Annotated in this window: 9 protein-coding genes; all 9 read right to left on the bottom strand. The window is 38.4% G+C overall.

The genetic code is table 11. The features are described 5' to 3' along the window. Window positions 1-6 precede the first annotated feature (6 nt). The gene (locus ACRD64_RS21670) at window positions 7-2,160 is read right to left on the bottom strand and encodes a hypothetical protein (RefSeq protein WP_430936020.1); all 2,154 of its coding nucleotides are present in this window, start codon (window positions 2,158-2,160) and stop codon (window positions 7-9) included. A gap of 7 nt (window positions 2,161-2,167) precedes the next feature. Beyond that, a complete protein-coding gene (locus ACRD64_RS21665) occupies window positions 2,168-4,582 on the bottom strand; it encodes a hypothetical protein (protein ID WP_430936018.1) in 2,415 nt (804 codons plus the stop codon). A gap of 142 nt (window positions 4,583-4,724) precedes the next feature. Continuing rightward, a complete protein-coding gene (locus ACRD64_RS21660) occupies window positions 4,725-7,928 on the bottom strand; it encodes a glycoside hydrolase family 2 TIM barrel-domain containing protein (RefSeq protein ID WP_430936016.1) in 3,204 nt (1,067 codons plus the stop codon). 64 nt (window positions 7,929-7,992) lie between these two features. Continuing rightward, complete coding sequence (locus ACRD64_RS21655) at window positions 7,993-10,131, bottom strand: right-handed parallel beta-helix repeat-containing protein (protein ID WP_430936014.1); 2,139 nt, start codon at window positions 10,129-10,131, stop codon at window positions 7,993-7,995. 76 nt (window positions 10,132-10,207) lie between these two features. Next, the gene (locus ACRD64_RS21650) at window positions 10,208-11,602 is read right to left on the bottom strand and encodes a glycoside hydrolase family 30 protein (protein WP_430936012.1); all 1,395 of its coding nucleotides are present in this window, start codon (window positions 11,600-11,602) and stop codon (window positions 10,208-10,210) included. Between the two features lie 10 nt (window positions 11,603-11,612). Further along, entirely contained in the window at window positions 11,613-13,439 is a 1,827-nt protein-coding gene (locus tag ACRD64_RS21645; RefSeq protein ID WP_430936010.1) for a sulfatase-like hydrolase/transferase, read from the bottom strand. Between the two features lie 40 nt (window positions 13,440-13,479). Further along, window positions 13,480-15,450, bottom strand: a complete 1,971-nt coding sequence (locus tag ACRD64_RS21640; RefSeq protein WP_430936008.1) for a hypothetical protein — start codon at window positions 15,448-15,450, stop codon at window positions 13,480-13,482. 58 nt (window positions 15,451-15,508) lie between these two features. Beyond that, on the bottom strand, window positions 15,509-17,083 hold the full coding sequence (locus tag ACRD64_RS21635; protein WP_430936006.1) for a sulfatase family protein: 1,575 nt from the start codon (window positions 17,081-17,083) through the stop codon (window positions 15,509-15,511). Window positions 17,084-17,089: 6 nt separating this feature from the next. Next, the gene (locus ACRD64_RS21630) at window positions 17,090-18,799 is read right to left on the bottom strand and encodes a hypothetical protein (protein WP_430936004.1); all 1,710 of its coding nucleotides are present in this window, start codon (window positions 18,797-18,799) and stop codon (window positions 17,090-17,092) included. Window positions 18,800-18,807 lie beyond the last annotated feature (8 nt).

Here is an 18,807-nt window from a genome sequence, read left to right as displayed (position 1 = left end):
TTCAATTTATTTTATATCATGAATCCAGAACTCTTCGATATTCTGAAAATTCTCTCGTTCTTCTGTTAAAGTTTTTAAGTACTGATGATAATCCAGGTTTTCTTTAAAAACATAAGGTATCTGCTGTTTATTATATCGTTCTTTGAGTTCAATAATCTTTTCCCAATATTGAATGGATAAACCCAGATGCCTTTTTATATTGTCTTCTTCAAGTTCTTTATCCAATAAAATATGTTCGGCGAGAAAGACTGTTGCATTGATTCGTTCTGCAAAGAAACGCTGTAAATAAGCCAATACTTCCAAATCGCATAGTTCTACTTCTAATTCATTACCAGGTGTTTCTTTTCGATAATTTTCCAGATCACTAAAAATCGTATCTGCATTTTCATTTAAAATATCAACCAGCTTCACTGGCGTAATTAACTTATCAGATATTGCGTTTTTATTCAGGACATAATCTGTGATGTTTATATACCGGGTTGTATCAAGCACAGGACGATTGCCTAGCGCTTGCATGGTAATTATATCGATTTTGTTTTTTTCGATATTAGACCCACGCATTATAGAAGTAAAAGCTTCGGAATAAAGTGTAGCATCCCATGTACCTTTGTAAAAGGATGATAAAAGGTGGTAATAACTGCTGGCTGTTTTCCAGGTTTTCAACAAATTATTGCCATAATCAATACCAAATTTTTTATTGAGTTGCTGAGCAAATAATTGATCGTCTGTTTGGGAATCATAAAGTAGCCGCCCCCAAATAGAATACCACAACCACTGACGCTCAAAAGCATAATCAAAGTGTTCCTTCCCTGCATCATTCGAGAAATAATCTTTTGCCGGAATATAACACTCCGAACCTATGATGCATCCTGACATATAAGATTGTGAAAGGTTGTTTTTAATAAAACGCCTTACAAAATCGGGTTCTGCCCATCGGTGGATAAAAAAGTCTTCGTTCCTTACCGTCCAAAGAATAGAATAATTGTCTGGAATTGGATTCCAATAGGTATCGGTCAACTTACCGCCATGTACAATAAATAGTTTATCAGACGAATGACCATGCGACCAGTTGTATTTAAAACTGATAACCGTTTCAAGTGGTGTTTTTAGGGTATCTAAAGTCTCACGTGTAATTACCTCCGTTATTTTATCCGCTGTACCGTGACTGGTTAAACCTGCCGATAATGGCGCCCGATACAATAATTTAGCTTTTCGATTGGCCATTCGCATACCTTCAATGATGGTACGATCAGCCCAGTCTCTTCGTTCCACATTCGTCATTCCTCCCATTCGTTCTCCAAGCGTAAGGCCAATACCTGTTAAATTGGGATATTCATTAATGACTTGTTTCACACATTCCCGGGTATAATCCTCAATCAATCCAGAATTATAACCATCCCCCCAAAAAGAGCCTGTTTTATTATAACCCGGTAATTTATGTGCTGTTGCAAATTCCTTGGAAACAAAGATATTCCAATTGACAATATAGGTCTGAATACCCCTCTCTTTGGCCATCGTAAAAAGAGTTTTCCAAAACTTCTTGCGTTCCGATAATTCCTCATTGCTAAGAGAAGATGCTTCTGGATATTTTACCGGTTTAATCATATCCATAAAAGGATGCATATTCCACAGGGACAAAACATTAAGCCTATTCACGGCCATCATATCCAAAAACGACTTCCAATAAACAGTGTCTCTACAGGTCTCTTCATGAAGCAATAATGCTTCACCCGTTCTGTAGGAGCTCCAGGGCAAATTAAACTTTACAAACCTGTTTCTTAAAGATGGATTAATGGTTTTTTCTTTAATATCGCTGATATCTTTACCAAAAGATAAGAGTTCAGCCACTTCGAAAATGCCGTACATAGCGCCAATGGGATCTTTGGCTTGTATTTCCCATTTATCTTTGGCTGTTTTCTTTAACGCAAATCCTTCCTTTTTAAGATCGGGAAACTCATTGTCTTCAACAACAGAAACGATTATATCAGCTTCGGCTTTATTGTGGATACGTTGCAATAAATCTGTACCAAACAACTCCGAGGCATTAGAGAGGGCAAATTCTGTTTGTGGGTATGTTGATTCAATAAAAACACCAACTTTACTTTGTTTTGAACTACAAGAGCAAATCAGAATCGATAGTAGAAGTATTAAATATTTCATAAGGTTCTTATTTTATTGTAATCGTTATAATCTTTTCAACTCTAACTCCATGAATATCTGTAGCGTGAGCCTTAATTTCATATATTCCGGTATTCATATTTTGAAAAGAAGGAGTTGTTTCTGATTCCCACAAATAGGGAGGATTTTTCTTTAATCCAAGAAATTCACCGTTTGGTACCAAGCCTACTATTGTGAGAGGAAGGGTTGATTTAATGGAGAGCTTAACTGATAAGTTGGTTCCTACCGGATAAACAGCCCCATCAGTAACTCCCTCAAACTTTATGTCTATTTCAGTTTTAACAAAGTTCTTAGCCATTTCAATATCGCCTTCAACATCTTTAATTAGCTTATTCCAATCGAATAAACCAGTTCTGGCCAGAACTTTTGGAATATATTGAGCATCTAGACATTTGGCGTATTTTTTCCAATGCGATAAGGCTTTTTCCAGATGTTTTACTGCTTTATTTTGATGAGTTATGTTTGATGTATTCATAAATAAGGCCAGCTCTGTTGCTCCTCTTATCTTTTCGCTGTAGTAATTCCCCAAATGAGCAAAGGCGGATATATCATTAATGGTAAGATTTAACGCTGTATTGTCTGAGTGTTTAATGCACGTAAGCAAAAACAAGGATTGGTTGGCATAGCTTTCCAGTTTATTAGCTACATCCAATGGTGTGATTTCAGAAATATCTTCTTTGTTGATGATTTTATCACAATAGTCGGCAATGTTTATAATACCAATTCCATCCATGGTTTGACCAACCATAAAACCCTTTACATTAATAAAGCTCCCGCTTTTACAACCTTCAGGATACCAGTTTCCGTCCCAATCTTTCCAAGCAAAGCGAGTTGTTTGGGGTATAATTTTGGAAGCGGTTTTCCAGGCCAAATACAAGGTGTCAGTTGGCGCTTCAGGGAAATGTTGTTTTAAATGATTTTTAAAAACATCCTCCGACAAATCAGGATTATATCCCAAACGCCCCCAAAGCATAAAGTTGTACCAATGCTTACTTATTTCATTTTTACCTCTAATGCTTGGGTCCTTGTCTGAATAAACTCTGCCCCAGGTATAACCATCTGATCCCATAAGGTAACCGGCAGTTTTTTGCTTATCGAAACCCAATAAAAAATCTCTTGCAAATTCCGGATCGCCCCAACGTAATTGGAAAATATCATCGTTACGCACGTTCCACCAACATTTGGTTCCTTCAGGCATTTCTTCGAGTAAAAAGTCCTCAAACGTAATTTTGGGACTGGAATACATGTGTGCTCTGGCATATTTAAAGCTGAATTCGAAAGGATCTTCATACGCTTCAAAATGCCCCATAATATCGCTGACCGCTGTATTCCAATGCCTATGAATAAAACGGATCTCCCGATTGCCTTGTTCCTTTTTGGCATCTAAAATTCCCATTACATAGGTGTCCCAAAGCCATTTCTCGCGCTCTCCAAAGCTCAAATCACGCATACGTTCTCCGGCGGTAACACCTATGCCATCCACATGTGGGTAGGTTAACAAAAACTCCTTCACACTTTTTCTCAAATATTCTTTTGTTTTTTCATTGGTTCCTTTATGCGTAATACCGTACTTTCCCTCGGCAGTGCTCAGAAAAATATTCCATGTGAAGTAAAATATGTCAATACTGCGGTCATTCGCATATGTCATTACCTCTTGCCAAAAGGCAATTTTTTCTTCAATGGTCATTTTCATAACCAAGTTGCCATATCCATCGGTTACATCGTTTATGACAACATCAGGATATTCTTCCAGCTTTATCATGCAGGTAAAAGGATGCTTTGTCCAAAAAGATAAAGTGTTATAACGATAGCGTGCCAGGTCATCGAGATACGATTTCCAAAAACTCATATCCCACACATCTTTAATATTACTCTTGTCCTGATCGCCGTCGCTATCAAAACTATCCGATTTTTGGTCAAGAGCTATATTAAATTTGATGCCTCTTTTCTTCAGGTAAGGTTTATCATCTTGGTTATAAACTCCGTTTAAAGCATTAAAAGTAATGTTTTCTGCCATTTGAAGTCCACCGTACAAAGCCCCTGAAACATCTCCTCCAATTGCCCAATAGTTGGTACAATCCTTAGTAGTAGTTCGCAATGCGTAGGCCTGTTCTCCAAGATTGATGATATTAGATGTTCTACCGCCTATTTCTGCCAATAATTCAACTACTTCGGTATTTGACTTAAGGGCAATTATGATATTGCAACTCAGCTTGCTTTCGGATAAATCCGTTATTGGTTTTAACAAGACCGCTAGTCCATGTTTGTTAAGCGCTTTTTTTATATCGGAAGCAGCAAAGTCGAACTGGGGTATTTTATGGTTGTAAAATATCCCAACATCTTGTGCAAAAATGCTATTTGCCAAAAACAGAAAAAGCAGTAATACATTAACTTTTATAGACATTGATATTATTATTAGAAAACCTTCATTTAAAATGCAGAACTTATAAATCCCCATCCCACTGCCTTTGGCAGCGTACTTCCCCTTGCTCTCAGGAGCAAAGGGAAGAGCCATTTAATGAGAGGTTATAATTTTACTAAACTCACTACTTTCCCATTACATTTATAGTAAAGCTAAACGCATAATCTTTTACAGGAAGTAAATACTTATTTAAGGGTGGTGGGCCGCAACTTGCATTTCCAAGCCCTAACATTTCCGAGTCGATACTTAAAACAGTTTCTTTTCGACTAGTCATGAATTCAGGTCGACTGGCATTATCCATATCCTTCGCATCGTAATGCAATGCCGAAAATTGGAATGGTTTGTCTGATTCGAGGGTGAGCGCTGTTTTTTTACTGTCTTTAAATCGAAGATTCAACCAACGTGTATCCGAACGTCCACCGCATTCCTGAGGTACCACATAAGGTACAAATAAATCGGTGGCGGTGGATTGATAGATTCCTAAATGAGCCGATTCGTTTCTGTCAGGATAGTTTTCTTGAGGACCACGTCCGTACCATTCTACATTCTCCAAACCTTCCGCTAAACCTAATTTCAAGCCGACTCTTGGTAAAGCATGCAGATCAGAAAAGCCTGATGTTTTTACTTTATTATCGATTTTGATGTTTCCATTGCCACTTATCTCGTAAATACATTCATGTTTGAAACTACCCGAATCCGAAGCCAATTCCTTCATAATGGTAATACCAACTGTTGACTCGTCTAGCTGCGAAGCTTTAACCGAATTGGTTTTCTCCTTTAAGTCATTTAATGAAGCTTTAAGCCAGCTCATCTTGTAATGTTTATTGTCGTTCTCAACGGGTGAACGATAGACATTTAGTCTTGGTCCAGTTACTTCACCAGTTTGAGCAATCAGTTCTTTTTTAGCAACCAAAATAGATTGTATTGTTCCGGTTGATTTGTTAAAACTTACAACAAATCCTTTTCCTTCCACCTTTATGGTATTTGTGTTATCGGTCAGCGTAACTTTCCCTTTGTTTTGCATTTCTGAAGGCGTCCAATTTTGAAGAACGATTTGTTCTTTCGCAACTTCATGACCAGTTTCCGCCCAGAGTTTTGCTTCTTTCAAACGATAGCTAAAATCAATGGCATATTCGGCTCCTTTTTCCATCTTGGGAATTGAGACTTCAAAACAACCGGTTTCATCAGGTTTTAAGTTTAGAACAGGGATGATTCCATTCTTTACATTCTTTCCGTTTTTAAGCAATACCCAGGTTCCTTCAAAGTCATTTAGATTTGTGAAGTAGTATTTGTTTTTCACATGAAAAACGCTATTCCTGCTTTCATCGGCAGTAATCGAGATATACTGCTGTGCTTTCTTAATCTCAGGCATGAATGGTTTCTCTGAGCGATCGGCAAATATCGCCCCCTTTGCGCACTCGTTACCTGTATAATCGAACTTCGAAAAGTTCTTGTTAACAGGCATTGTATCTACTTTATGGTAATCTAACTTATGACTTTGACGTATCCTACCGTCGGGCATTTTGGTATTGTAGGTTTGATTTACCCAATCCCATATGTAACCACCTACAAACGAAGGGTTCCTATCCACCACTCTCCAGTATTCGGCAAAGTTACCCAATGAATTCCCCTGGGCATGGGCATACTCAATCATGATGTAGGGTTTGTTGTATTTGGGGTCTGCCCAAAAGCTGAGCAATTTCCAATGCTTTTGTTCGGGATCGTCTTCAATAAACGGATACATCGAACTGTTCAGATCAAAGTAATCCTTCACATCCCAACAATCCGTTTCCCTGCCATCGTACGAAATCAAACGCGTTGGGTCGTATCGACGGATGTAATCGCTCATTAAGGCAAAATTTTGCCCAAAGCCCGATTCATTTCCGAGCGACCAAAAAATAATGGAAGGGTGATTTTTGGAACGTTCAACCATGGCAACGGCTCGATCCAATGCCGCTCCCATCCAGCTTATATCACTCCCAGGCAAGCCATTTCCTCGAATGAAATAATCAGGAGATTCCAATGCTTCGTCCATCACATACAATCCATATTTGTCGCACAATGCATACCATCTTGGGTCGTTCGGGTGATGACTAGAACGTACCGCATTGAAATTGTTTTGTTTCATCAAGAGGATATCCTGAATCATAGATTCCTCACTTAAGGTTTTTCCTGTTTCAGGATGTGATTCGCCGCGGTTAGCACCTTTGATTTTTATCGGTTTTCCATTGATGTGAACTTGTAAATCCTTCATTTCAATTTTGCGGAAACCAAATTTACTTTGAGTTACCTCTATCGTTTCTCCCTTTGCATTTTTAAGTGTCATTACTACAGTATACAGGTTAGGGATCTCAGCCGACCAGAGTTTTGGACTTTTCAATGTAGTAGAATATTCCAGAATGGTTTCAGCTCCAAGGTTACCCATACGCCATCCCACTTTCGGACTTTTAGCACCCGATTCCGAAACCAGCTTTCCTGAAGCATCAAATATATCAACCGCTACCGAGTAATTCTTAGGAACGGACTCGCTAAAGTTGTTTAATTTAATCTTCGCATTAAATTCCGCATCGGTGTAGCTCTCATCCAAATCTGAAGTCAGGAAAAAGTCTTTGATTTGTACATTCGGGCGGCTTTGTAAAAATACATCTCTAAAGATTCCGCTAAAAGTCCATGTATCTCCCGATTCCAGATAGCTACCCGTTGTCCAGCGATAGACTTGTACAGCCATAGTGTTTTCACCTTCCTTTAAAAATGGTGTAATATCAAAAACTGAGCTGGTCATGGCATCTTCATCGTAGCCCACCAAAGCTCCATTTATCCAAAGATAAAAAGCACTTGAAACACCATTAAAATGAAGCAAAGTTTGACGGCCTTTCCAAGTCCCAGGAATCTCAAAAGTGGTACGGTAACTTCCCACATGGTTATCGTTTTCAGGTACTGCAGGGATTTTAATTTTTTCATCTCGTACCAACATTCCAAGTCCACGATGCGAGGGAACCCCATAACCATGCCGCTCCCAACAAGCCGGAACAGGTATTGTCTTCCAATCATCAACATTAAAGGTAGGCAGTTGAAAACCTTCGGGTTTATCTGCTACCGTTTCGGCCCAATTAAATTTCCAATCGCCTGCCAGGCTTTTATAATAAGGAGATGCTTCATAATCTCCTTTAATGGCAGATGCAACGTCTGAATAAATATGATGCGTACAGGCATGTGGCTCTGTTCCCACGGTGTACACCTGTTTATCTTTCCAAAATTCTTGGGCATGTATTAGCTGAGTAATAAATAAAAGGAGAAGAGACAGTATGTAATTCTTATAATTGGGCATATTGTTTTTGTTTTATTTGAAAAGTTGAGGCGATTAGAATAGTTGAAACTGATTAGATCTTAAATTACTGCACCACCAATTTATATGCAGAAATCGAATTTCCATTTTTCAGTTGTATTAAATAAACACTAGGTTTCAAATTCGATGTATCCAAGTTGACACCTTCCCCTTTTGCGATTGAAGTTCCGTTTAAACGAAAAATTTCATATTGCGTGATTTGAGCTGAATTGTTAAAAGAAAGTAATTCCCCTGCTTTAATTGGATTAGGAAAGATACCTGCATAGTCATGTCTATTTCCCAAACCAATACTCGTGTCTGTACAGTCAGCAAAGTACTTATTTCCACTTTTTATTGTTGACAGAGATATTCCGGAAGGCAAAACACCATTCACACTAAAGGTATTAGACGCGGTTCGGCCGAAAAAGGTATTACCTTCAAAACTTATATTTTGAGAGTTATCGGAAATATTGAGGGAACTTGAATTTTGCGAGCAGCCGCGAAAAGTATTATTTGTAACACTTAATCCTTTAATTTGGCCGTTTAAATAAAAAGCCTGCGCATCTTCCAAAGCAGTAATCGTATTTGATTCAATTTTATGCTCGCCAAAAGGGTAGGCCATAGGAATAGTGCTATAGAGGTAAAACGCATATTCCGGAGAATTGCTAATTTCATTATTGCTAATCGTCATGTTACTTACGGATTCACGTAATTTAAATCCACCGTTGTCCACTGTATTATCAAATATATTTGAGTGTCCGATAAGTCGACTTTGAACACCAATAAACACGATATCCGCATTTTTCAGACGGTTATTATTTACTGTAAATTGGCGGCTATCGGTAACAAGAATACCAGGGCTACGCTCTTTGGTATTTGGGTCATTGTCATATCCTGCTGTGCGCAATTCAACATCAATGTCGTTGTTTTCGATGACAAAGTTCTGGCAATGCTCTTCGATGTGCAAAGCCTGGTTATAAGTATTAAAAGCGAGTTTATTTTGGCTATAAAATGTGTTATTTCGAATGGTCACATCATTTATCCTGGCAAAGGCTACCCCAAAATGGCTGAATTCAAGAAATTTGTTGTTTTCAAGCACTACATTGCTAATATTCGAACTCTGATCGAAACTTATACTCATTTGGGCTTGGTCTTTAAAAACACAATCCTTAATCGTAATGTTATGCTGATTACGCTGACCTTTACATACAATTCCTCTTAAAGGTGCGATGATTGTATCCGCCTCGAATGTAATATTATTAAGGTGGCTATACATTCTAAACATCACTACATTACCCGATTCCTTATAAGTGACTGGGTCAACAGCATAATTGCCAATAAACTTTGAGTTTTTAATGGTTACATCACGTGCATTGTTATGGATAGAGATTACCTCGTGGGTATATGTACGATTAATTTGCGTTACATCCACATCAATAAAATCAAGGGTGTTGCTGCCTTTTAAATACCACATCCGCTCATTTGCCAAAATAAAGTAAGGCTTGGTTTCGCCTACTCCTTTAATAGAGACGAAACGTGGGATAGTTAAATTTTTGGAAGTAGCCTTGTACACTCCGGAGACTGCTTCTATGGTTCCTCCATTTGGCAAATCGGCAATAGCAGCTTTTAAACCTGCAAATCCATCGGGAGAAGTATAAGGAGAAGCTTCGGTTCCGTTTCCTTGAACATAATCGGTAAGCTTTACCACTTCTGTTGGATTTTTATCAGAATAGTGTTCTTCAGCAATCAATACATCGTGTGGAATCAATAAAGTATCCGTTTGCGGATATTGGTATTGTTCATCTACTGTAATATCTGAAGCTACAACCGTTAAACTGTTAATAATTTCCACACTTACTTTGGGTATCAAAACCAAATTTTCACCCTCATAAATTGGGTACTCGTTATTATTATTCTCTGGCGTTCCCTCAAAATCCATGCTAACCGTTTTACCCAGGTAATCGCGCGGGTCAAACTTCCACTTGCCTAAATCGCCTGTGTTTTTACTCGAATAACGATGGAAGTACATCGGTGTAATTGTTCCATCGGCCTCAATGAGCATGAAAAAGGCACGTGGCATATCGGTGACATGTTCGCGGGCATAAACATGCGTAAAGTAACCTGTAATGTTGTAGTCCTCAGCATTAGCAAATATTGGCAAAATAAGCAGAAGAACTAAGAGGTATTTTTTTATATTATGTAACATATTTTTTATTTAAAAGCTTGAAATACAACTTGCCTAAATAACCGATTGTTAACGGTTAAGGAATATACCCATCTTTTTATTCTAACACTAAAGCACAAATCGATTTTGCCAAAGCTTTAACCTTTAATTTCTTTTCGCCCAGCACCACTTCAAAACTTTTGTCTTGCGCATGGGTGTTTTGGAAAATAACTTTGATGCTGCCATCCGGAGATTTTACGGCAATTAGAGGTTCTTTACCTCTTTGTACACAAGCAATTCTAACATCACCCGGTTTTACAAACTTACTGATGATATACAAGGCATTGTAGTCTGGATTGTAGGTAATTTCACCTGTTTTTCGATCGATATTAATCAACGAGTTCTGAGTCCATTCCCAACCACTTTCAGTGGTTTCGTTCAATATCATGTTCCAATAGGTGAATGCTGTACATCCAGCATTAATGTAACCTGCTATTTCTTCTAACCTATCTTCAGCCTGCTCAACGGAGTTTTTACCGTTATAACAATGTCCTTCGGTATGGAAGAGTTTCAATTCAGGCATCATAGCTCTTGCATCTCCAAGGAAACGCGTATCTGTGTATTGAATACCTACACCAGCCAGGTTTTCTTTTCCTTCAGCCATCATAAAGTCCATTAAATCCATTTTTTCTGCTGTACGTAATGTTCCGGCGTAAACCTCTGCTTTAATGTTGTTTTTTTCAAATGCTGGAATCAAATATTTGTTTGCAAATGATACCATGTCCTTAGCAGGGAAAGTACAACTTGGATATTTCGTATTGGCATCATTTTCATTTTGGATGCAGATACGGTCAACTCTTACGCCTTCTTTTTCATACGCTTGAAGATATTTTACAAAGTATTTTGCATAAGCGCTTAAGGTTTTATCATCTAGTTTTAAATTATTATTAGGTTCTTTTAAACCTACCATATGACCGCTTTCTTTCATCCATCCCGGAGGGCTCCATGGAGAACCAAACAAAGTAAGTTCCGGGTTAATGGCAAATGCACTTTTAATGTAGGGCAACACATATTTTTTATCACGATCTATAGAAAAATGCTTCATTTCATAATCATCAGCGACTTCTGAAAAACTATAAGCATCAATACCAAAATCACTGGCACCAATAGCGGTACGACAAAAAGTAAAACCTGCTTTTTCGCCAGCAAACATGTTTTCCATTACTTCTTTTTGCTTCTTTTTGCTCAGGCTCAATAGCGCTTCTCCACCTATTTCATTAAATGCTCCCCCAATCCCTTCAATGGTCTGAAAAGTCATTTCCGGTTGAAGATAAATCAAGTTTTTCCACCCGATTTTAGGGTCAATATTCTCTTGTGCTACTTCTACCAATGGATTAGCTTTCCCATTTTCAAGTTGTACAGCGTATACTTTAATTTCAGGTTTCTGCGCAATTGCAAGACTGCTTGTTAATATTAAGCTTGCCAGAATTGCTTTTGTAAAGTTCTTTATCATGATGTGATTTTTATTTTTTAGGTAATTTCAATTTATAATCGTGAGCTCCAGGAGCAAAATTGCTATAGAAAACTTCTGTTCCACTTCCCCATTTTTCCCAGTTTACCTCTACCCGGTTATCTCCAAGAACAATGTTGAGAAGTTTGTTTTTCATGGCTTCGGCAATAGCCTTGTATTTCTTGTCAAAAGCCACATTATTCACTTCTTGAGGATCTTTGCTCATATCATACAAGGCAGGATCCAGGTCTTTGTAATCCGCATTTAAAGCCCACTTCATATCTCCACCATGCTTGGTGTTGGGACGGGTTTGTATAGAAAAAACGTAGTCTTTGGTACGAATAAAAGCACGCGGGCCAGTAACAGCGTGGCTTTCGCCAATTACATAATCTCTAACTGGTGCTTTTCCATTAACAACCTTTGCCAAATCCAGGCCATCCAAATAACTGTATTCGTCACTTTTTAACTTAGCTCCAGCTGCTGCCAATGCGGTTGGAGCCACATCCACAAACTCAGTAAACTCGCGCACCACCTTGCCTGCAGGGAATAGCTTTTTATCCGATGACACCACAACAATGGGATTATGACTATCAATATCCCAAGGTGTAAATTTTGAAATAGCTCCATGTTCATTCAACTTCCATCCATGGTCGCCATGCACATAAATCACCATCCATTCTTGTTTCTGCGCTTCACTATATTTAATAAATTCATCTACCGCATCTCCCACTAACTTATCGCCATAGGCACAAAAAGCAAAGTAGTCCTGAATCATAGTTTGTTTATCCTCATCGGAATAATTATCTGTAAAATTCCTGTCAACGACTGTTTTCATTTGCCTGGCCATTTCTGCATATTCTGTATCACTAAGTTCAGGAACTTTATAACTGTGCTTTTTAAAACGCTCACGGTAATCGGCAGGAGGAAGTACTGGTGTATGTGGAAAATCATATCCCAGATGAATAAAAACAGGTTTTGAAGAGTTAACGCCATCGTAGCTTAGTGAACCAACTTCAAATGGCTTATTTGCATTTTTCAGGTAATCCTGAAAAACCGATGTATAATAACCATCGCGGGTTTTACCCGCCTCACGAGAACTTACACCACCAATGATCATTCCTATGTCGAAGGTGGCTTTTTTCTTACCTTTAATCTTACGCAACAAATCATATTTTTTTACAGCACCTTCTGCTATTCCTTTCTCCTGGAATCCCAAATCTTCAATTTCGGTAGCCAGGTATTCTCGCTTACCCTCAGCATTCACGAAGAAATTTACGTTTTGAAGTGGTTTCTCCAGCTTTTTACCGTCAATTTCACTTATCCAGTCTTTGCCCCAGGCCGTTAAATTTTCGCGTGCCAGGGTTCTAAAATCAATATCGGTTTGATAAATTGGATATGACTTTGTTTTACCATTCTCCAACGTTTTGATACGCACACCCAATTTACCTACATGAAAGGTTTGATACCCTAAATTTACCATTTGCTCTGGCAAGGTAGGACGGGAATGTTTCAGTGTATTATTATGGTACTCAAACTCGTAAATCCCCGAACGGAAAGGATAACGTCCATAGTGCATGGATGCACGAGATGGAGCGCAACCTTGGGCTTGACAATAGGTATTGATAAAGGTCGTTCCCATTTCGGTCAGCTTGTCGATTTGTGGGGACTCTACATAACCTAATTCACTCATTTCATTACCTGTGAGCATTTTGTTAAAAGCGCGAACCGCATCGTAACGGTGATCGTCGGTAAGGATATATAGTACATTGGGTTGCAGTGCCAAAGCTTTTCCTGCGAAAGAAAAACTTAGAATAAAAAATAATATTTTTATCGTTTTCATGTGTTGTGGTTTATTTCGTTTCTTTAATTGATTCACTACTTTAATGGTCAGTATCTTTAAAATCATTGGGATAAAGCTCAATTCTTTTAGGTTCCTTTTTAGGCACAATATTCTTGTACTCGTCCTGAATTCCAGCCAACTTCATGATTTCTTTAGCCTCTTCTGAAAAATCCGATGTCATAAAATGATGCGTATTTTCAATCGTCGTATTCTTTCCGTTATCCTTTATGTTATTGCTTTTTACGAAATTGTCTTGCACCACTAAGTCGTGGCAGTTATCGCGCCAAATATGTAACCAAATGATGTTCTTTTCACCGGGAATACGGTTATCGATTACATTGCGTTTAATTGTCCAATACGCCGAACCATCGTCAGGGTATATACAACGGCGCCCCTTGTAAAGGTAATTCCCTTCAATTACGCTACCAGGTTGTTCACCCAATGTATAGATAATACCGCCATCCTTAAGTACACGGTGCGTATTGCCAGCCTTGTTAAAACTCATAGAATTGTTTTTGGCTACTTTTGAAGGCGGAAGGCCTGAGTTACCCCACCACCAACCCATCGTGATAGCACCATAAGGCATACCTGCAATATCATTATGATCAATCTTTACATTGGCTACAAAAAAGGCTGTTATACCTTCAAGTTGACGGAAATCAAGACATACATTTCGAATGTAATTATTTGTGATATGTATATTTTCGCAAATCCCTTCAACATCAGGGGAAAATAAATGACCATCGCCAATTTTATAATGCTGCGGATGACCTACATTGACAGAATTCCCCAATAAGTCGTAAAAATAATTACCATTGACTTTGCAGTTTTTTACATCATTTACCAAATTAATAGCGATGGCCGAACTTAATCGCTCAAAACTATTCTTATCGAAGGTAATGTTTTCAGCATTTTTAATTTCGACGGTTCCACGAGGTACACTTGTACAGTTGTATTCTGTACGATGCCAATTCCCATCAGAAATATATTGTATAGCCAATCCACTACTTTGAACACCGGCAAATGCGTGCGAGCCTTCTATCTCCATTAAGTTCCAATGGTCGTAAGAAAAATCAATGCCTTCAAATCGAATACTTCTTACCCTCGACTCGGTTGATGTTCCTTCAATACGGATTAAACCATCAGATAAGGGAGCAATTACTTGGGCTGTAGACATGTCTTCGCCATTGCTATAAAAATAAAGGGTTTGGGTTTTTCTATTAAAATAAAATTCACCAGGCGTGTTTAGTAACTCTTGCGCATTCCTGACCACAAACTTACTAGCAGGCTTGATTTTCGCAGCCCATCCCATTGTGGTGGCAATTGCTCCATAGGGTTGCTGTAATTTTAAAATTGTGGTATCTCCAATCTGTTGTGCCTCCCTAATGCAGTATATCTTCTCTGTCCAAACATTACACTGTACCAGTTCTACATCCTCAGCATTCTTAAATGCAGCAACATCCTCTGTTTTAAATTTAACTCCATCCATTGAAGAGCCTCCATCAAAAGCCCAGCTTTCAGTTCCTTTAACTTCAAAATTTCCCCACTGACCAAATCCTTTTATTGGTTCTTCGGTACCAGCCATACGCATTCGTTGCCCGTTAACGAATAAGGTTCGCAGTTTACTTTCCCTGTTCAGCTTAGCCTTATAAATGTTACCACTTACCTGTTCCCAGCCTGTAACTTTTTCACCGCCACTAATAAGGGGAACTTCATTTTTATAAGCTTTATACATTATTGAATGCCCATTTGTTCCCGAATCTTTCTCTTTAAACATAATTGGGCTGGTTAACTGGTATGTGCCACCATGCAAATACACCACAATATCCTGCTGCATATTCTTATTCACCTTTGCAACTTTTTGCTTAGCTGCCTCTATTGAATTAAAAGGAGCTTCGAGTGTACCTTTCCCGTTTTTACCTGCATCTGGCGATACGTGGTATTCTATTTGGGCGTATATTATCAGGTTTGACAATAATCCCAGTGTTAATAAAAGTATTTTAGTTTTCATAATTTCTATAATTTCTCAGTCGGGGTGCAACGCTATGTCGCGCCCCGACTATGAGTGTTTAATCATTCCAATGCTTTTCAATTATAGTCTGAATCTCAGGATAGTTCTCATCCGTCTCATTCAGTTCCTTTCTTTGCCTTTTGAGTTCTATCTTCAGCTCGGCAATTAATTCTTTACAAGCAGGGTCGTTGTAGCGATTATGTAATTCCTGTGGGTCGTTTTTTAAATCGTAAAACTCCCAGGTGTGGGGTGTTTCAAGCTCTTCGCCTTGATAATTCTTCTTCCAATAATGCCCCTCGTGTTCTGATTCGGGTAAATAGTGCTTACCGTAAAAAAACATTAGCTTGTAACTTGTGGTGCGAATACCAAAATGTGCCGGAACATAATGGTGAATAATGTGCATCCAGTAACGGTAATAAGTTGCTGTTCGCCAATTTGGTTCTTCTTTACCTTCCAGGGTTTTTACGAAGTTATGTCCTTGCATATATTTGGGAACTTTCCCGCCAACCAAGTCTATTAAAGTTGGAGCAAAATCGGTATTGTTAACTAACAAATCCGTTTTTCCGCCCGCTTTTATCTTTTTGGGGTAATACATAATAAACGGCATACGCATCGACTCTTCGTACATCCATCTTTTGTCTTGAAAGTCATGTTCGCCAAGCATCATACCCTGATCGCTGGTATAAACGATAATAGTGTTCTCGTACAAACCTTCTTTTTTCAGGAAATCAATTAAACGCCCCACATTATCGTCAATCCCTTTTACCAGGCGCAAATAACCTTTTAGGTAGTGTTGGTAGGCTTTGTGTGCCGACTCATTTACCGAAGTTTCATCGTCGAAAATAATATTGTAGTAACTAATATACTTGTTCCTAGTCGAAACAGAAGAACCAATATAATTTCGTAATGAATCGTTTATGCCACGTGTGCCTTCCGAGCCCCAGTTGGGTTGATAATACATGCTTGCCGGTTCCGGTATTTCAGTATTTGCCAAAAAATTGCTGTAGCGTGGGGCATATTCGAAAAGACCATGTGGCGCTTTAAAATGATGCATTACAAAAAATGGCTTCGATTTGTCCCTGTTTTTTATGTGTTCAATAACCGAATTGGTAATAATATCGCTGGAATGCCCCTCGTTTTCAACTTTATTTTGGGGCCAATTGCCTTTGCCTTTTTCATTAAAAATAGGATTGGTATAGCGTCCCTGACTGGGTAAAACTTTGTAAAAATCAAAATTAAGGGGTTCGTTTTTTAAGTGCCACTTCCCGAATATGGCAGTGCTATAGCCCAACTTTTTTAGTTCCATGGGAAGGTATTGCTTATCGGTGTCGAGCTTGTGGTCTAAATCTAAAACACCATTGGTTTGCGGGTACTGTCCTGTGATAATTGACGCCCGGCTTGGTGTACAAATAGAATTGTTACAAAATACATTTTCGAAAAGCATACCTTCCGAGGCTAACTTATCGAGATTAGGCGTTACGTTTAAATTGGCAAACCGACCGCCATATGCACCAATGGCATGGGCAGCATGGTCATCAGACATAATAAAAATAATATTCGGCTTTTTATTGTCTTCGTGTGCAAAGAGAAGTGCCGAGCAAATCAAAAGACATAACAAAATAATGCTTTTCATAATTATCTAATTTTTATTTGCTTTTAGCAAGCTCTCCAATTTCTTAATAGAAACATTAAACGGTTCATTACCCTGACAATGATCTGATTCATAATCGACATAAAGTGTCGGGCAGCAAGAATTTTCCTTCTTAAGCATCATCCATTCTTCCCATTTATTGCTGTAAGTTTCCAATATATTTTTTGCTTCCTGTCTATCGAAGGCTTTACCTTCTAACTCCATTTGAGCAAACATGATTTGCGTGCGAAAAATCAATTCTATTAATTCGTATTTTATGCGACCATAAGTAGTGGAAACCTTTAAAAACTCTTCGTCGTCTTTGTTTGGTAGAGAAATACTTTGCGCAATTTCCTCCATTTTATACCAGGTAAGCAGATTTTCCTTTTTCTCGGCCAATACTTTCTCGGCTAAACCTTTCTTTACATAAATGGACATATCTTGCGCCGAGAAAAAATGGTCGCGAATCCACCAGGGTGCCATGTGCTGCAAAGCTGTTGCTTGTCCTTTAAACACAGCATCTACCGACAACAAGCATAACTCACGTAATTTGGTGATGTTTTCAGACGACATTTTTAAGGTATTAGTAGCATACTCATTAAAAAGCTCTTCTTCTGTTATTTGAGGATTTAAAGTATATTGGCGAATAACATATTCGTTTAGATCCATCCAGAATTCATTTCCAAAGTAAGGTCCAAACCAACCATCGCCCCATGTCCATGTCCAAACACCTTTAACCTGTAGGTCACCATACAAATCACGTAAGCCTTTTTTCTGTTCCATTTCAGGCCAGCCTTCTATTATTCCTTGACCAATGTAGTATGGATGTGCATTTCTACCGTACATTCCTGCCTGGTTCATGGATACCTCTACAATTTGTTGATGTTTGCCAATACCTAAGGTTTTATTAAAAGGTAGTCCTCTTAAGAAGTCGCCGTGAACATGTTTGACAGAAAAATACAAGTTCTCATGTGGCGCTATGGCGTTTGTTATTTGTAAATATATCTCAGGATCAAGATGAAACTTCCTTTTAATTTTTCCCCAGTCCCATGTTCTGTAAAACAGTTTCTTGTTTCTTTTCACACATACTTCTTCTCTTAATAAGTTTAGAATAGTAACATGGTCTTCAGGAGAACGAACAGGTCTATCACCTACATGGAAAGGCGTATCATGTAAGTAGGTTTCTCCAAATCGTATAGTTAACCCACCTAATTCCGGGAACTTCGCGAATATTTCAGCTATCTGTGCCTTTAAAATCTCTTTTGTTTTGGCTTTTTGAATGGACAGGTGGCCATTTTTTTTCATTTCATCACCATACTTCTCCATTACCGAGTGAGGGACAACACATACATCCATAAATGGGTACATAGGCATTCCGGCACGTTTTGCATTTTCGAGCATAATTCTAATGTCGGCAGCTTTACGCTCAATCCACATTTTTTCGGGCGTGTTATCAGTAACAAGGTTGTCTTCATAGCCGTCGTATGTTACAGCACACTGAATTTCAAACTTGGGAACTTGTCCGTTGTAGCCTAATTCCATAATATAAGCAGGCTCGGTATATTTTGTATTGAACCTTGGTTCTCCGGGATTATGGTGAACCATGTTAAAAAGGATGGGATAACGAGTGCTGGTTTCTTCTGCAACATCACTTTTTGTTTGGCAACCATATAATAAAATTGTCAAAAAAGTAATTAATATATATTTAGCCAGTTCCATAATTTGGT

The organism is Saccharicrinis sp. 156 (assembly GCF_050589685.1).
GTDB lineage: Bacteria > Bacteroidota > Bacteroidia > Bacteroidales > Marinilabiliaceae > Saccharicrinis.
This window is presented reverse-complemented; position numbering and strand designations above follow the sequence as displayed.

Excerpts from the sequence above, each read along its gene's own strand:
- ACRD64_RS21670 (WP_430936020.1), bottom strand. The coding sequence starts at position 2,160 with ATGAAATATTTAATACTTCTACTATCGATTCTGATTTGCTCTTGTAGT.
- ACRD64_RS21665 (WP_430936018.1), bottom strand. The coding sequence starts at position 4,582 with ATGTCTATAAAAGTTAATGTATTACTGCTTTTTCTGTTTTTGGCAAAT.
- ACRD64_RS21660 (WP_430936016.1), bottom strand. The coding sequence starts at position 7,928 with ATGCCCAATTATAAGAATTACATACTGTCTCTTCTCCTTTTATTTATT.
- ACRD64_RS21655 (WP_430936014.1), bottom strand. The coding sequence starts at position 10,131 with ATGTTACATAATATAAAAAAATACCTCTTAGTTCTTCTGCTTATTTTG.
- ACRD64_RS21650 (WP_430936012.1), bottom strand. The coding sequence starts at position 11,602 with ATGATAAAGAACTTTACAAAAGCAATTCTGGCAAGCTTAATATTAACA.
- ACRD64_RS21645 (WP_430936010.1), bottom strand. The coding sequence starts at position 13,439 with ATGAAAACGATAAAAATATTATTTTTTATTCTAAGTTTTTCTTTCGCA.
- ACRD64_RS21640 (WP_430936008.1), bottom strand. The coding sequence starts at position 15,450 with ATGAAAACTAAAATACTTTTATTAACACTGGGATTATTGTCAAACCTG.
- ACRD64_RS21635 (WP_430936006.1), bottom strand. The coding sequence starts at position 17,083 with ATGAAAAGCATTATTTTGTTATGTCTTTTGATTTGCTCGGCACTTCTC.
- ACRD64_RS21630 (WP_430936004.1), bottom strand. The coding sequence starts at position 18,799 with ATGGAACTGGCTAAATATATATTAATTACTTTTTTGACAATTTTATTA.